Source organism: Blastococcus litoris (assembly GCF_003075095.1).
Classification (GTDB): Bacteria; Actinomycetota; Actinomycetes; order Mycobacteriales; family Geodermatophilaceae; genus Blastococcus_B; species Blastococcus_B litoris.
The window spans coordinates 313,004-328,246 of sequence record NZ_QCZF01000001.1 but is presented as its reverse complement, the minus strand read 5'-3'; the positions used below and the strand labels follow the sequence as shown (position 1 = coordinate 328,246).

The window sequence follows — 15,243 nt, the reverse complement described above, 5'->3', positions numbered from 1 at the left end:
AGCCACAGTGCGACGTGGCAGCGCCCCGACGCGCGCCACCGAATGGGGAGGTACCGCATGAGCGAGACGACGACCTCGACCGACGGCCGGACGTTCCAGCCGCCGGAGCAGCTCGCCGCCCACGCCAACGCCGGTCCGGACGTCTACGACGAGGCCGCGCAGGACCGCCTCGCCTTCTGGGCGAAGCAGGCCCGCCGGCTCACCTGGACCCAGGAGTGGGACGAGGTCCTCGACTGGAGCAACCCGCCCTTCGCCAAGTGGTTCGTGGGCGGCAAGCTCAACGTCGCCTACAACTGCGTCGACCGGCACGTCGAGGACGGTCACGGCGACCAGGTGGCCTACCACTGGGAGGGCGAGCCGGGCGACACCCGGACGATCACCTACGCCCAGCTCAAGGACGAGGTGTCCAAGGCCGCCAACGCGCTCGTCGAGCTCGGCGTGAACGCCGGCGACCGCGTCGCCATCTACATGCCGATGATCCCGGAGACGATCATCGCGATGCTGGCCTGCGCCCGCATCGGCGCCGTGCACATGGTGGTCTTCGGCGGCTTCTCCGCCGACGCGCTGGCCAGCCGGCTCGACGACGCCGGCGCCGTCCTCGTCATCACCGCCGACGGCGGCTACCGCCGCGGCGCACCCAGCGCCCTCAAGCCTGCCGTGGACGACGCGGTGGGCCGCAGCCCCGGCGTCCGCAACGTGCTCGTGGTGAAGCGGACCGAGCAGGAGGTGGAGTGGTCCGAGGGCCGCGACCTCTGGTGGCACGACGTCGTGGACCGGCAGTCCACGGAGCACGAGCCGGAGTCCTTCGACGCCGAGCACCCGCTCTACATCATGTACACGTCGGGGACGACGGCGAAGCCGAAGGGCATCCTGCACACCAGCGGGGGCTACCTGACCCAGGTCGCCTACACGCACTGGGCGACCTTCGACCTCAAGCCCGACGACGACGTGTACTGGACCGCGGCCGACGTCGGCTGGGTCACCGGCCACAGCTACATCGTCTACGGGCCGCTGGCCAACCGGGCCACGAGCGTCATGTACGAGGGGACGCCGGAGACCCCGCACCGCGGCCGCTGGTTCGAGCTGATCCAGAAGTACGGCGTCACGATCCTCTACACCGCGCCGACGGTGATCCGGACCTTCATGAAGTGGGGCGAGGACATCCCGGCCGGCTTCGACCTCACCTCGCTGCGGCTGCTCGGGTCGGTCGGTGAGCCGATCAACCCGGAGGCCTGGCTCTGGTACCACCAGAACATCGGTGGCGGTCGCTGCCCGATCGTGGACACCTGGTGGCAGACCGAGACCGGGGCCCACATGATCACCCCGCTGCCCGGCGTGACGGAGCTCGTGCCCGGCTCGGCGCAGGTCCCCTTCCCGGGCATCTCCGCCAAGGTCGTCGACGACGAGGGCAACGAGCTCGCCGACGACTCCACCGGCCTGCTCGTGCTCACCGAGCCGTGGCCGTCGATGCTGCGCACCATCTGGGGCGACGACGACCGCTACGTCGACACCTACTGGTCGCGGTTCGGCACGAACGTCTACTTCGCCGGCGACGGCGCCAAGAAGGACGCCGACGGCAACATCTGGCTGCTCGGCCGGGTGGACGACGTCATGAACGTCTCCGGTCACCGCATCTCCACCACCGAGGTCGAGTCGTCCCTCGTGGGTCACCCGACCGTCGCCGAGGCAGCTGTCGTCGGGGCCAGCGACCCGACGACGGGCCAGGGCATCGTCGCGTTCGTGATCCTGCGCGGGAACGCGGAGGACTCCGGCGACGAGCTCGTCCAGACGCTCAAGACGCACGTCGCCAAGGACATCGGCCCCATCGCCAAGCCACGCCAGATCATGGTCGTGCAGGAGCTGCCCAAGACCCGCTCGGGCAAGATCATGCGGCGGCTGCTGCGGGACATCGCCGAGAACCGCGAGCTCGGCGACGTGACGACGCTGACCGACTCGTCGGTGATGAGCATGATCAAGGAGAAGCTCCCCGCCGCACCCTCCGAGGACTGAACGCGGCCGCCTCCGCCTCCCGATCGGGGGAGGCGGAGGCGCGCGCTCGGCCGACGTGCGGCACGATTCCCCTGACCAGCTGAATCGTCTGAAGGAGGAGCCCCCGTGGCCCACAGTGTGTCGCCGGCCCCCCGGACCTCGACGGCGAGCGCCGAGGAGCCCTCGGTCGGGACGCTCGTCCAGAGCGCCATGGCCGACATCTCCACGCTGGTCCGCAGCGAGATCGAGCTGGCCAAGGCCGAGATCGGCAAGTCGGCGAAGAAGGCGGGCATCAGCGTCGGGCTGTTCGGTGCGGCCGGCGTCCTGGTGGCGTTCGCGGGGATCTACTTCTTCGTCACGGTGGCCGAGGCGCTGACCGCGCTGGGCCTCCCCCGGTGGATCTCCTACGGCATCGTGACCGTCTTCCTGCTGCTGCTGGCCGGCGTCTGCGCGCTGGTCGGCCGCCGGATGATCAAGAAGATCGAGAAGCCGGAGCGCACGCTGGAGACGCTGTCGGACCTGCCCGAGGTGCTGCACCGCGAGGCCCCCGGCCAGCGCCACCGGGACGTCCCCGAGGTGAGCAACGGCAAGGTCGCCCTGCGCGGCAACCAGACGTACAAGGTCTGAGCGCCCGGTGACCGTCCCCCCGGACGGCCCACCCGACGCGACCAGCGTCCTCCTGCCCGGGCCCTGGACCCACCGTGACATCTCGGCGAACGGCGTCCGGCTGCACGCGGCGGAGGCCGGCTCCGGGCCGCTGGTGCTGCTGCTCCACGGTTTCCCGCAGTTCTGGTGGACCTGGCGCTCGCAGCTGACCGGGCTGGCGGCGGCCGGTTTCCACGTCGTCGCGCCCGACCTGCGCGGGTACGGCGCGAGCGACAAGCCGCCGCGCGGCTACGACCTGCCCACGCTGTCGGCGGACGTCGCCGCGCTCGTGCGGGCGCTCGGCGAGCAGGACGCGGTGGTGGTCGGGCACGACTGGGGCGGGTTGCTCGGCTGGACCATGGCCGCGCTGCACCCGCGCACGGTGCGCCGGCTGGTCGTGCTCTCGATGGCGCACCCGCGGCGGCTGCGCGCCGGCATGACCGACCCGGCCCAGCGGCGCGCGTCCCGCTACGCGCTCGGCTTCCAGGTGCCGCGCCTGCCCGAGCGCCGGCTGACCCGGGCCGACGACGACCCGGTGGCCGACCTGATGCAGCGCTGGTCCGGGCCGGCGTGGACGCGCACCCCCGACTTCGCCGAGGCGGTGGACCGCTACCGGTCCGCGGCCCGCATCCCGCAGGCCGCCTACGGCGCCATGGAGTACTACCGCTGGGCGGCCCGCTCGCAGGTGCGCCCCGACGGGCTGCGATACGCGCGGCGGATGTCGGCACCGGTCACCGCACCGACGTTGCAGCTCCACGGCACCCTGGACTCCTGCGTCCTGGTCGACACCGCCCGCGGCTCCGGCCGGTACGTGGCCGGCGCCTACGAGTGGCGCGAGCTCCCCGGCATCGGCCACTTCCCCCAGGAGGAGGCCCCCGACCTCGTCACCGACGCCATCACCCGCTGGGCGGCGTAGCGCAGCGGAGCCGCCCGAGGCGAGGTGATGGAACGGCCCCCGTCCAGGGCCCTGCCGCGAGCGGAGCGGGAGAAAGGACCCCGTCCCCCTCACCACTCGCCAGCTCGCGGTGAGCCTCCGGACGGGCCGCTACTCGCAAGGGCCGGTGCCGACCTCGGCGGTCGCGCGGCTGCCGACGTCCGCGGCCTGCGCGACCTGTGGACCGGTGAGCGCGTACCCGGTGTCGGGGTCGTCGATCGCGGAGGCGAAGACGACGCCCAGCACGCTGCCGTCGGGCGCGAACAGCGGCCCGCCGGAGTTGCCGGCGCGGACGGTGCCGTACAGCGCGTAGACGTCGCGGACGACCGTCTGCGTGTTGCGGAAGTCGGGGCCGCTGATCTCCCCGCGGTCGCGGACGCGGGCCGGGCCGACGAAGAAGGGGCCGCCGCCCGGGTAGCCCATGATGATCGCGTCGTCCCCGGCGTCGGCGGGCTCCGCCGTGAACGTCAGCGGCAGCGTCTCCAGCCCGGGCACCGCGAGGACCGCGATGTCGATCTCCTCGTCGACGTACACCGGGACGGCGTCGTACTCGTCGCCCTCGGCCAGCACGACGGGGTCGCCCACGCCCGCCAGCACGTGCGCGTTCGTCATGACCCGCTCCGGCGCGTAGACGAAGCCGGAGCCGTCGATCTGCCGGGAGCAGGACGGCGCGATGCCGCTGATCTTCACGACCGACCCCTCCACCGACGCGACGACGGGGCTGTTCAGCAGCGCCGGGTCGGGCGCCTCCACCTCCCGCACCTGCGTGGGGGTGAGCGGGTCGAGCACGTCGGGCAGGCCGCGGCGGTCGATGGCGTCGCGCAGGGTGTCGTAGACGGTGCGGACGCCGTCGGGGACGGCCCGGTCGACGGCCTGCACCAGCGCGGACTGCCGCACCTGGCTGGCCACCTGGGGGAACGGCGAGCTGGCCAGCGGGGAGGCCACCATCCAGGCCACCAGCAGCACGGCTGTCGCCGACAGCACCGCACCGGCGACGGAGTCGACCATCTTGGCCGGCTCCCAGGTGACCCTCCCCCGGATCGCCCGGCCGATCGCCCCGGCCAGGATCTGCCCGAGCAGGGCCGCGGCCAGGACGACGACCAGCGCCGCGAACACCCGCGTGACGCTCGAGCCGTCGATGCGCTCGGCGACCGGGCCGGAGAGCTGGGCGCCCAGGACGGCGCCGCCGAGGAACCCGAGGATCGAGGTCGCGGACACCAGCAGGCCCTGCCGGAACCCCGACAGCGCGAAGACCAGGGCCAGGACGATGAGGACGACGTCGACGAGGGACACCGGCTACCCGCGCACCGTCATCGTGCCGACCTGCCCGAGCTGGACGTGGAAGCTGCACTCGAAGGGGTGGTCACCGGGCTCGGTGACGGTGAACTCGATCGTCTCCTCCTCGCCCGGGGCGACCAGCGAGATGCCCTCGGCGATCTCCTCCGGGCCGGCGCCCTGGGTGAACTCGAGGTTGTGCGTCATCTCCTCGGCCACGTTGACCACCGTCAGCCGGACCGTGCCCGGGTCGACGGTGAAGCTGTCGGGGACGAACACGTAGTCGTCCTGGGTCTGGACGGTGATCTCCTGGACCCCGTCCGGCCCGGTGGTGACCTCACCGACGCCCGGCGCCGTGCTCGCCGCGGCCCCGCTCGGCTCCTCGGCACCACCGCCGCACCCGGTGAGCAGCACCACGGCCGCGGCGGCTCCGGCGGCACGCGTGGAGAGACGCTTCATCGGGGCGGAACCGTACGCGCCGGAGGACCGTCGGGCGCGGGATCGGCCACCGTCGGCGCGGCGGCGGCGTCGCGGTCGTCGTCGTCCCCGGAGCCGGGCAGCGTGTAGGGCCGGAGCATCGACTCGGGGATCGGGCGGACGTCGCGCGTGTTCCACGGCCGGCTCAGCCCGGCGGCCTCGATGATCGCCTCGAGCAGCCCGGCGGTGAACCCCCAGACGAGCATGTCGGCGACGGCGAACGCCGGGCCGATGTAGCCCGACGGGTGGCTGAGCCGGAACCGGTTGGCCGGGTCGGTCAGCTCGGCGAGCGGCACCCGCGCGACCCGGGCCACCTCGTCCGGGTCGCCGATGCTGACGTCCCCGGGGTCCTCCCACCACCCGACCACCGGGACGACCAGGCGGTCCGACGGCGGCAGGTAGAGCTCCTGCAGGGTGGCGAGCACCCGCACGCCGTCCGGGTCGACCCCGGCCTCCTCCTGCGCCTCGCGCAGCGCCGTGCCGACGGGGAAGTCGTCACCGGCGTCGACCCCGCCCCCGGGGAAGGCGGGCTGGCCGGCATGGCTGCGCAGGTGCGCCGACTTCTCGATCAGCAGGACGTCGGGCCCGTCGGGGCCCTCGCCGAACAGGATCAGCACGGCGGACCGGCGGGCGGTCGAGGACGCCTGCGGCATCCGGTGGCGCAGGGGCAGGTCGGCGGCCGATCGCAGCAGCCGCTGCAGGTAGTCGGGCAGGCCGTCGCCGTCCGGGACGGGCGCGGTCACAGCTGGACCCCGAGGTGCTCGGCGACCAGCGCGCGCAGCTCGTCCACGGAGGAGACGTCGCCGACCTCGGTGTGCACGACCGCGCCGTCGGCGTCCAGGAAGTAGGTGAACGGCAGGGCGTTCAGGCCGAGCTCGGTCATGAGCTCCCCGTCCCCGTCGAAGGCACCGGGAAACGTGACGCCCGCGTCATCGGCGAACGAGCCGGCCTGCGGGACGCCGTCCTTGCTGATGACGCCGACCACCTGGACGCGGCCGTCCGCGGCCTCGGCGAACTCCTGCAGCAGGGGCAGCTCCGCGCGGCAGGGGGCGCACCAGCTCCCCCACAGGTTGACCAGCGTCGGGACGCCGGGGGCGCGACCGAGGTCCAGCGAGCCCCCGCCCAGGCAGTCGAAGGCCAGCGGGGGCATCGTCTGCGCGCCGGCCGCCGCCTGCTCGGGCTGCTCGGGGCAGGGCTCCAGCGAGGTGTCGACGCTCCCGACGTCCGTCGTCGGCGCCGCATCCGGGGTGTCGGCCTCGGCCGTGCAACCGGCCAGGAGCGAGGCCAGCACCAGACCGCCGGCAGCGGCCGACCGCAGCCGCCTCATTCGGTGTCCGACGCGGCGGGGGTCTTGACGAGCGCGACCGCCACCTCGGGGTCGACCGGCCCGATGCCGAAGGAGGGGCACCACTTCGCCAGGCCGCACGCGCCGCAGGCCGCCTTCTTGGCGTGGCACACCCGGCGGCCGTGGAAGATCACGCGGTGGCTGAAGTCGGTCCACTCCTTCTTCGGGATCAGCTCGGCGATCTCGGCCTCGACCTTCACCGGGTCCTCCTCCGCCGTCCAGCCGAAGCGGCGGACCAGCCGGCCGAAGTGGGTGTCGACGGTCAGGCCCGGCACCCCGAAGGCGTTGCCGAGGACGACGTTGGCGGTCTTGCGCCCCACCCCGGGGAGGGTGACGAGGTCGGCCATGCGCGCCGGCACCTCGCCGTCGAACCGCTCGACGAGCGCCCGGCTCAGCCCGAGCACCGAGTTCGCCTTGGCGCGGAAGAACCCGGTGGGCTTGAGGATCCTCTCGAGCTCCTCGCGGTCGGCTCCCGCGAGCGCCACGGCGTCGGGGTAGCGGGCGAACAGCGTCGGCGTCACCTTGTTGACCATCTTGTCGGTGGTCTGGGCCGACAGGACCGTCGCGACGAGCAGCTCAAAGGCGTTGGTGAAGTCCAGCTCGCAGTGCGCGTCCGGGTGGATCAGCGCGAGCTCGCGGGCCATCCGCCGGGCCCGGCGGGTGCGCGACAGCGGCGTCTCGCCGGGGTCGTAGGGGGAGGCGCCGGTGCGGGCGGCGAGCGTGGGCCGGCGGACGGGGGCGGGCCGGGCGTAGGCGGGCTCTGACGCGGGCAGTGACACGCGGTCGAGGGTAGGCGGAGACCCTGACGTGTTCCGGCCGTGCCACCATGGGGAACGGACAGGTCACGGCCCGCACGGGCCCTGCGAGGTGGAGGTGGCAGGCGGTGGTCGCTCTCAGCGTCATCCTCTTCCCGCCCCTGCTCATCGCCTTCCTGCTGGTCATGGAGCGCGTCGAGGAGCCGTTGCGCCGGCCTGCCAGCCAGCGCGAGGTGTCCGAGTTCCTGAACACGGCCACCGCCGGCGAGGTCGACACGCTGGCCTCGTCGGGCATCCGCCGGGCGCTCTTCCGCTGGCGCCGCCGGCGCACCAAGAACGGCGGGACGGCCAACCCTCCCCTCGTCTGAGCTGCGCGCTCGCGGAGGTCGTGACCCGCGCCACTCGCTCGGAGGAGGGACGCGTCCGCCCACCGAACGGGTGACCGACTGCACAGCCGCCTAGACTCCCTCCGGACACGGACGCCTGTGCGTCCATGCGAACGGCAGTGAGAGGACGTGCAGTGGACGAGGTGCTGGCCCAGTCCGGGCTCTTCCAGGGGCTCTCGGAAGAGGCGGTGGACCCGGTCGCCAGTCGCTTGGAGATGATCACGCTCCCGCGGGGGCGCGTGGTCTTCAACGAGGGCGAGCCCGGCGACAGCCTCTACATCGTCGTCACCGGCAAGATCAAGCTCTCCCGCCGGTCGCCCGACGGCCGCGAGAACGTGCTCGCCGTCATGGGCCCCTCCGACCAGTTCGGCGAGCTCTCGGTGTTCGACCCGGGCCCGCGTACCGCGACCGCGACCGCGGTGACCGACGTGAAGCTGGCCCGCATGCCGCAGTCGGTGCTGCGCCCGTGGATCGAGGCCCACCCGGAGATCGGCGAGCAGCTGCTGCGCGTCCTGGCCCGCCGCCTGCGCCGCACCAACGACTCGGTCGCGGACCTGATCTTCACCGACGTCCCCGGCCGCGTGGCCAAGGCGCTGCTGCAGATGGCCGACCGCTTCGGCAGCCGCGAGAGCGACGGCCTGCGCGTCAAGCACGACCTCACGCAGGAGGAGCTGGCCCAGCTGGTCGGCGCCTCCCGCGAGACCGTGAACAAGGCCCTGGCCGACTTCGTGCACCGCGGCTGGATCCAGCTGCAGGGCAAGTCGGTCGTCGTCCTCGACGAGGACCGCCTGCGCCGCCGCGCGCGCTGACCACCGGCACAGCGAGGGCCCGGGACCATCACGGTTCCGGGCCCTGCTGCGTCACGGGGGTGGACGACGGGTGACGCCCGTCCTCACCCACGGACCGCCGACCCCGTGATGCACCGCGAGGACGGCGGACCGGACGCGAGGCCGGACGACCACGGTCGCGGCCGAGTCGGCGCCCCGGAGGGGCGCGATGTCATCGCGGTGTGATCCGGAGGATCACGACGACAGCGGCACGACCATCCGGATGCGGGTGCCGTCGGGGAGGACCGCCCACCTGCCGTCGGCGGTCTCCTCGAAGGTCGGGCTGATGGGGTGCAGCGGTTCCGGCGGCGAGCCGGCCAGTGCGGCCGCGACCTCGGCGAACGGCTCGAGCTGGCCGAGCGTGTGCGTGGTCGGGGGCAGCATCGGCCGGGCCCCGGCTGCCGCCTCGGCGAGCGCGGCGGCGGGCGTCAGCCACGAGGCCTCGTCGGCCTCCCCCGAGACGTCGCGCGCCTCCTGCCCGACCGGCAGCGCGGCGACGAAGAACTTGGTGTCGTAGCGGCGGGGCTCGACCGGCGGGGTGATCCAGTGCGCGAACGGCCGCAGCAGGTCCGACCGCAGCGCCAGGCCGCGCCCGGCCAGCAGCTCGGTGAGCGAGAGGTCCCGGGTCAGCAGCGCCTGCCGCTGCTCCTCCCAGTCGTCACCCGAGACGTCCGGCACGACGGCGCCACCCTGCGGGTCCCCCGCCAGCAGGACGCCGGCCTCCTCGAACGTCTCGCGCACCGCGGCGCAGACCAGCTCGCGGGCGGTGCGCTCGTCGCAGCCGAAGGCGGTGGCCCACTCCGCCGGTGACGGGCCGAACCAGGCGACCTCGACGTCGCCGTCGCGCTCGTCCACCCCGCCGCCGGGGTAGGCGGTCATGCCGCCGGCGAACGGCATGCCCTTGGTGCGCCGCAGCAGGTAGACCTCGAGACCCGGCGCCCCGTCGCGCACGAGGAGGACCGTCGCGGCCTGCCGCGGTTCGGTCATCCCCTGAGTTCGACGGTCAGCTCGACCTCGACCGGGGCGCCCAGCGGGAGCTCGGCCACCCCGATGGCGCTGCGCGCGTGCTGCCCCGCCTCGCCGAAGACCTTGCCCAGGAACTCGCTCGCGCCGTTGACCACCCGCGGCTGGCCGGTGAAGCCCTCGGCGCTGGCGACGTACCCGACCACGCGCACGATCCGCGCGACCTCGTCCAGGCCGACGAGGTCGTCGACGGCGGCGAGGGCGTTGAGCGCGCAGACCTTGGCGTCCGCGGCGGCCGCCTCGACGTCCACCGAGCCGCCGACCTTGCCCGTACGGCGCAGCCCGCCGTCGACGAAGGGCAGCTGGCCGGAGGTGAACACCAGCGAGCCGGTCCGGATGGCGGGCACGTACGCGGCCACCGGCGCGGCGACGGCGGGGAGGCGGATGCCCAGCTCGGCCAGGCGCGCGTGCCAGCTCATGCCGGGCGCTTGAGGTAGGCGACGAGCTGGTCGGAGCCGCCGGGACCCGGCAGGACCGTCACCAGCTCCCACCCGTCGACGCCCCAGGAGTCGAGGATCGCCTTGGTGTTGTGGACGAGCAGCGGGATGGTCGCGTACTCCCACGCGCGGCGGGCCGGTTCGGTCATGGGGCGACGCTAGCGCAGCCGTGGCGGCGTGCTCTTAGGCTGGTGCAGGTGAGCCCCGACCCGTCCTCCGTGCGTCTGCACGTCGTCACCGGCAAGGGCGGGACCGGCAAGACCACCGTTGCCGCCGCGCTGGCCCTGGCCCTGGCCGCGGACGGCCGGACCGTCCTCCTCGTCGAGACCGAGGGCCGGCAGGGCATCGCCCAGCTCTTCGACACCCCGCCGCTGCCCTACGAGGAGCGCCGCGTGGCCGTCACCCGCGGGGGCGGGGAGGTGAGGGCCCTGGCGATCGACGTCGAGGAGGCCCTCCTCGACTACCTCGACATGTTCTACAACCTGCGCCGGGCCGGACGCGCGCTGCGCAAGATGGGCGCCATCGACTTCGCCACGGCCATCGCGCCGGGGCTCCGCGACGTCCTGATCACCGGCAAGATCAAGGAGGCGGTGACCCGCCGGCACGACGGGCGGCCGGTGTACGACGCCGTGGTCGTCGACGCGCCGCCCACCGGCCGGATCACCCGCTTCCTCGGCGTCACCGCCGAGATGGCCCAGCTCGCCCGCTCCGGTCCGATCAAGACCCAGAGCGACGGCGTCATGGCCGTGCTCCGCTCGCCGCAGACGGCGGTGCACCTGGTGACCCTGCTCGAGGACATGCCGGTGCAGGAGACCGCCGACGCCATCGCGGAGCTGACCAAGGCGGACCTGCCCGTCGGCTCGGTGATCGTGAACATGGCGACCGAGCCGGTGCTCCCGGTCGACGCGCTGACCCGCGCGGCCGAGGGCCGCCTCACCGGCGCCGACCTGCTGCCCGGCCTGGCCCCGGCGCACCTGCCCGGCGGGGACGACGTCGCCGACGCCCTCGCCGCCGAGGTCACCGAGCACGCCCGCCGCTGGGCCGGGCAGGACGCCCTGCGCGACGACGTCGAGGCCCTGGGCCGCCCGACGGTGGAGCTGCCGCTGCTCACCGGGCCCATGGACGTCGGCACGCTGTTCGAGCTGGCCGGCCGGCTCGAGGACCACGTGCGTGCGGAGGTGGCCGCGTGAGCGCCGCCCCGGAGGAGCGCCCGGCCCGCGCGGCGACCACCGCCCGCCCGGCGCCCGCCGCCCCGGCGATGGACCTCGACGCCCTGGTGACCGACCCGGACACCCGGATCATCGTCTGCTGCGGCGCCGGCGGTGTGGGCAAGACGACGACGTCGGCGGCGCTCGCCCTGGCCGCCGCGGAGGCCGGCCGGACGGTCGTCGTCCTCACCATCGACCCGGCCCGGCGGCTGGCGCAGTCCCTCGGCCTGGTGGAGCTGGACAACGAGCCCCGGCGGGTCGAGACGCCCGGGGCCGACGGCGAGCTCCACGCGATGATGCTGGACATGAAGCGCACGTTCGACGACGTCGTCGTGGCGCACTCGACCCCCGACCGGGCCCAGCAGATCCTGGAGAACCCCTTCTACCAGTCGCTGTCCTCGTCCTTCGCCGGGACGCAGGAGTACATGGCGATGGAGAAGCTCGGCCAGCTGCGCGCCAGCGACCAGTGGGACCTGATCATCGTCGACACCCCGCCGTCGCGGTCGGCGCTGGACTTCCTCGACGCCCCGAACCGGATGAGCCGGTTCCTCGACGGCACGATGATCCGGCTGCTCACCGCCCCCAGCCGGACCGGGTTCAAGATCGCCAGCGCCGGCTTCATGTTCTTCAGCCGGATCATCTCGAAGATCCTGGGCGGGCAGCTGCTGCGCGACATCTCCGCGTTCGTCGCAGCGCTCGACACCATGTTCGGCGGCTTCCGCGAGCGGGCGACGGCGACCTACGAGCTGCTCCGCCGTCCCGGCACCTGGTTCGTCGTGGTGGCGACCCCGGAACCGGACGCGCTGCGGGAGGCCTCGTACTTCGTCGACCGCCTGTCGGCCGAGGGCATGCCGCTGGCCGGGCTGGTGCTCAACCGCACCCACCCGCCGGCGACCACGCTGCTGTCGGCCACCCGGGCGGAGGGCGCCGCCGAGCGGGTCGGCGAGGCGGGCGCCGAGGGGGCCGGGCTCGCGGCCGCCGCGCTGCGCGTGCACGCCGAGCGGATGGTCCAGGCGGCGCGCGAGCAGCACCTGGCCGACCGGTTCACCAGCGCCCACCCGGAGGTCGCCGTCCGCACCGTGCCGGCCGCGGCGGGCGACGTGCACGACCTCGAGGGGCTGCGCGTCATGGGCGAGGCGCTGACCGGCCCGGACGCGGACACGCCGACCGGCACGCCGCGCACCCGGGTCCTGCCCGCGCGCCGCGGCTGACCGCGGGCTCGGGGTCGCCGGGCCACGTACATTCGACGCCGATGTCGGAGAACGCTGCCCTCAGGACCCGCACGCTCGTCAAGCTCGCCGCGACGATCGTGGTCGCCGGCGCGCTGCTCGCCGGATTCCTCTTCCCCTGGGTGGGCGGGTCGGGGCTCGTGGCGCGCAACTCGGCGTCGCTGCTCGACGCGCTCCCGGTGGAGCTGACCGACGAGACGCCGGCGGGCAACACGAAGATCCTGGCGGCCGACGGCTCGCTGATCACCAACCTGTACGAGAACAACCGCACGCCGGTGACGCCGGACCAGATCTCGCCGATCATGAAGCAGGCGCTGGTCGACATCGAGGACTCCCGGTTCTACGACCACAACGGCCTCGACGTGCAGGGCACCATGCGCGCGCTGGTGACCAACGTGGCCGCGGGCTCGGTCGAGGAGGGCGGCTCGACGCTCACCCAGCAGCTGGTCAAGCAGACGCTGCTGCAGACCGCGGAGACGCCCGAGGACCAGCAGGCCGCCGTCGACCAGAACGTGGGCCGCAAGCTGCGCGAGGCCCGGCTGGCGCTGGCGCTCGAGGAGACCTATCCCAAGGACGAGATCCTCACCCGGTACCTGAACATCGTGTACTTCGGGCACGGCGCCTACGGCATCCAGGCCGCCGCCCAGAAGTACTTCAGCGTCAACGCCATCGACCTGACGCTCCCCCAGGCGGCGATGCTCGCCGGGCTGGTGCAGAGCCCCACGAACGACGACCCCATCTCCAACCCGGAGAACGCGGTCACCCGCCGCAACCAGGTCCTGCAGCGGATGTTCGACCTCGGGCACATCACCGAGCAGGAGCTCAACGAGATCTCGGCCCAGCCGGTCGCCGTGGCCGAGGGCGTCGACCCGCCCAACGGCTGCATCGACGCCGCGGTCGGCGGTTTTTTCTGCGCCTACGCCGTCCAGCACCTGACCCGCGAGCTCGGCATCAGCGAGCTCGACCTCAAGCGGCGCGGGCTCACCATCCAGACGACGCTGCGGCCGGATCTGCAGACCTACGGCGACCAGGCGGTCCTCAACACCCTGGCGATGGGCGACGAGCTCGCCGGCATGTTCACCGCCATCGAGCCCGGAACCGGCCACGTGCTGGCGATGAGCACCAACCGCCGCTACGGGTGCAGCGACCCCGACTGCGAGTCCGTCGTCCTCAACGACGTGGCGAGCAAGGGCGCGGGCTCGACCTACAAGGTGTTCACCGCCGCGGCCGCGCTCGAGGCCGGCCTCGGCGCCGGGACGACGATCACCACGCCGGGCAACCAGTACACGTCGCGGGTCTTCCGCGGGCCCTCCTGCGGTGCCGCGGACCGCAACACCACCAGCGCCCGGGGCATGTACTGCGTCGAGAACGCCGGAAACTACCCCGACACCCTCGACATGGTGGGCGCGCTGGTCCGGTCGTCGAACACCTACTTCCTCGCGCTGGAGGACAAGCTCGGCAACGTCGAGGGCCCGGTCCGGATGTCGGAGCGGATGGGGCTGACCTACGACCAGCCCACCCAGAACACGGCGCAGGAGATCATCGACGGCAACTTCGGCTCGTTCACCCTGGGCGCCGAGGCCACCAGCCCGCTGGAGCTCGCCAACGCCTACGCCACCCTCGGCGCGCAGGGCACCAGGTGCGACCCCACCCCGGTGACCGCGGTGCTCGACCGGGCCGGTCAGCCGCTGACCAAGGACGGGCAGCCCGTGGTCACGGGTGACTCGTGCACCCCGGAGTCGATCCCGCCGGCGATCGCGAACACGCTCAGCCAGATCCTCATCGGCGACGTCGCCACCTCGGCGGGTACCGGTACCCGCGCTGCGGTGCCCGGGCACGAGATCGCCGGCAAGACCGGTACCGCACAGGGCCGCGACTCGGTCGCCTTCGTGGGCTTCATGCCCGAGTACGCGGCCAGCGTGATGGTGTTCAACCCCAAGACGAAGCAGGACGTCGGGGGCTACGGCGGCAACCTGCCCGCGACCATCTGGCACGACGCGATGGCGCCGTTCCTCGCCGACAAGCCCACCTCGCCGTTCCCGCCCGCGGACCAGGGGCTGCTCAACGGCGGCCGGCCCGCACCGCAGCCGGCACCGTCCCCCGACCCGGCGCCCGCGCCCACGGGTGGCGGGGCCACCGACCCCAACGCCCCGGCCCCCGACCCCAACGCCCCGGCTCCCGGGGGTCCGCCCGCGGACGGCGGCAACCCGGCCGAGCCCAACCGGGGACGCGGCCCGAACTGAGGGTCAGCCGAGCTGTCGCCGGACCTCCGCGGCCACCCGGCCGCCCTCGGCGCGCCCGGCGACGGCGCCCTGCACGGCGCCCATGACCTTGCCCATGTCCTTCATGCCGGAGGCGCCGGTGCGGGTGATGACGTCGGCGACCAGCGCGGTCAGGTCCGCGTCCTCCAGCTGCGCGGGCAGGTAGCCGGCGAGCACGCCCCCCTCGGCCTCCTCGCGCTCGGCCTGCTCGGTGCGCCCGGCGCCGGCGAACGCCTCGGCGGCCTCCCGGCGCTTCTTCGCCTCGCGGCGCAGCACGGCCATCACCTCGTCGTCGGAGAGCTCGCGGGCCTCCTTGCCCGCCACCTCCTCGGCGCTGACGGCGGCCAGCACCATGCGGAGGGTCGCCGTCCGCAGCTCGTCGCGGCCCTTCATGGCGGTGGTGAGGTCGTCGCGCAGGCGGTTCTTGAGGTCGGCCACGGGTCCAGCCTGGC

The 15,243-nt window shown here is 73.6% G+C and carries 17 protein-coding genes; 8 read left to right on the top strand and 9 right to left on the bottom strand.

Annotated elements, in window-relative coordinates:
• Positions 1–57: 57 nt before the first annotated feature.
• From acs to DCS98_RS01595, 3 genes are all read left to right on the top strand, one after another.
• Positions 58–2,010 carry an acetate--CoA ligase gene (gene acs, locus DCS98_RS01605; RefSeq protein WP_116449590.1) on the top strand — a complete coding sequence of 651 codons (1,953 nt, stop codon included), beginning with the start codon at positions 58–60 and terminating at the stop codon, positions 2,008–2,010.
• Positions 2,011–2,115: 105 nt separating this feature from the next.
• The gene (locus DCS98_RS01600) at positions 2,116–2,616 is read left to right on the top strand and encodes a phage holin family protein (protein ID WP_116449589.1); all 501 of its coding nucleotides are present in this window, start codon (positions 2,116–2,118) and stop codon (positions 2,614–2,616) included.
• A gap of 7 nt (positions 2,617–2,623) precedes the next feature.
• Complete coding sequence (locus DCS98_RS01595; protein ID WP_116449588.1) at positions 2,624–3,550, top strand: alpha/beta fold hydrolase; 927 nt, start codon at positions 2,624–2,626, stop codon at positions 3,548–3,550.
• Between the two features lie 129 nt (positions 3,551–3,679).
• Here DCS98_RS01595 and DCS98_RS01590 read toward each other — a convergent pair whose 3' ends face one another.
• The 5 genes from DCS98_RS01590 to nth are packed head-to-tail and all read right to left on the bottom strand — an operon-like array spanning position 3,680 to position 7,444.
• Positions 3,680–4,861, bottom strand: a complete 1,182-nt coding sequence (locus tag DCS98_RS01590) for a MarP family serine protease (RefSeq protein ID WP_116449587.1) — start codon at positions 4,859–4,861, stop codon at positions 3,680–3,682.
• A gap of 3 nt (positions 4,862–4,864) precedes the next feature.
• Positions 4,865–5,302, bottom strand: coding sequence for a plastocyanin/azurin family copper-binding protein (locus DCS98_RS01585; protein ID WP_116449586.1), 438 nt, complete (start codon positions 5,300–5,302; stop codon positions 4,865–4,867).
• Positions 5,299–6,063 carry an NUDIX hydrolase gene (locus tag DCS98_RS01580; protein ID WP_241037017.1) on the bottom strand — a complete coding sequence of 255 codons (765 nt, stop codon included), beginning with the start codon at positions 6,061–6,063 and terminating at the stop codon, positions 5,299–5,301. Before DCS98_RS01580 ends, DCS98_RS01585 begins: the two co-directional genes overlap by 4 nt.
• Positions 6,060–6,647: a TlpA family protein disulfide reductase gene (locus DCS98_RS01575; RefSeq protein WP_116449585.1), complete on the bottom strand. Its 588-nt coding sequence runs from the start codon at positions 6,645–6,647 to the stop codon at positions 6,060–6,062. Before DCS98_RS01575 ends, DCS98_RS01580 begins: the two co-directional genes overlap by 4 nt.
• Positions 6,644–7,444, bottom strand: a complete 801-nt coding sequence (nth, locus tag DCS98_RS01570; RefSeq protein WP_206340049.1) for an endonuclease III — start codon at positions 7,442–7,444, stop codon at positions 6,644–6,646. The genes DCS98_RS01575 and nth overlap by 4 nt, the downstream gene beginning before the upstream one ends.
• Before the next feature lie 104 nt (positions 7,445–7,548).
• On the opposite strand from nth, the gene DCS98_RS01565 reads away from it, so the two are divergent.
• Positions 7,549–7,788, top strand: coding sequence for a hypothetical protein (locus tag DCS98_RS01565; RefSeq protein ID WP_116449584.1), 240 nt, complete (start codon positions 7,549–7,551; stop codon positions 7,786–7,788).
• Positions 7,789–7,940: 152 nt separating this feature from the next.
• Positions 7,941–8,615, top strand: coding sequence for a Crp/Fnr family transcriptional regulator (locus DCS98_RS01560; RefSeq protein ID WP_116449583.1), 675 nt, complete (start codon positions 7,941–7,943; stop codon positions 8,613–8,615).
• Positions 8,616–8,828: 213 nt separating this feature from the next.
• Here the strand turns inward: DCS98_RS01560 and DCS98_RS01555 are convergent, their stop codons facing one another.
• From DCS98_RS01555 to DCS98_RS22780, 3 genes are read right to left on the bottom strand one after another with little or no spacing between them, the layout of a single operon-like run.
• Positions 8,829–9,620 (bottom strand): NUDIX hydrolase, encoded by a 792-nt coding sequence (locus tag DCS98_RS01555; protein ID WP_116449582.1) that lies wholly within the window; start codon positions 9,618–9,620, stop codon positions 8,829–8,831.
• Positions 9,617–10,075, bottom strand: coding sequence for a RidA family protein (locus tag DCS98_RS01550; protein WP_116449581.1), 459 nt, complete (start codon positions 10,073–10,075; stop codon positions 9,617–9,619). The genes DCS98_RS01555 and DCS98_RS01550 overlap by 4 nt, the downstream gene beginning before the upstream one ends.
• Complete coding sequence (locus DCS98_RS22780; protein ID WP_164704325.1) at positions 10,072–10,242, bottom strand: Sp36 family protein; 171 nt, start codon at positions 10,240–10,242, stop codon at positions 10,072–10,074. Before DCS98_RS22780 ends, DCS98_RS01550 begins: the two co-directional genes overlap by 4 nt.
• A 48-nt stretch (positions 10,243–10,290) precedes the next feature.
• On the opposite strand from DCS98_RS22780, the gene bagA reads away from it, so the two are divergent.
• The 3 genes from bagA to DCS98_RS01535 are packed head-to-tail and all read left to right on the top strand — an operon-like array spanning position 10,291 to position 14,773.
• Entirely contained in the window at positions 10,291–11,283 is a 993-nt protein-coding gene (gene bagA, locus DCS98_RS01545) for an ATPase BagA (RefSeq protein WP_116450105.1), read from the top strand.
• Positions 11,280–12,512 (top strand): ATPase BagB, encoded by a 1,233-nt coding sequence (bagB, locus tag DCS98_RS01540; RefSeq protein WP_241037015.1) that lies wholly within the window; start codon positions 11,280–11,282, stop codon positions 12,510–12,512. Before bagA ends, bagB begins: the two co-directional genes overlap by 4 nt.
• 41 nt (positions 12,513–12,553) lie before the next feature.
• Positions 12,554–14,773 carry a transglycosylase domain-containing protein gene (locus tag DCS98_RS01535; protein ID WP_116449580.1) on the top strand — a complete coding sequence of 740 codons (2,220 nt, stop codon included), beginning with the start codon at positions 12,554–12,556 and terminating at the stop codon, positions 14,771–14,773.
• Positions 14,774–14,776: 3 nt separating this feature from the next.
• Here the strand turns inward: DCS98_RS01535 and DCS98_RS01530 are convergent, their stop codons facing one another.
• On the bottom strand, positions 14,777–15,229 hold the full coding sequence (locus DCS98_RS01530; RefSeq protein WP_116449579.1) for a GatB/YqeY domain-containing protein: 453 nt from the start codon (positions 15,227–15,229) through the stop codon (positions 14,777–14,779).
• Positions 15,230–15,243 lie beyond the last annotated feature (14 nt).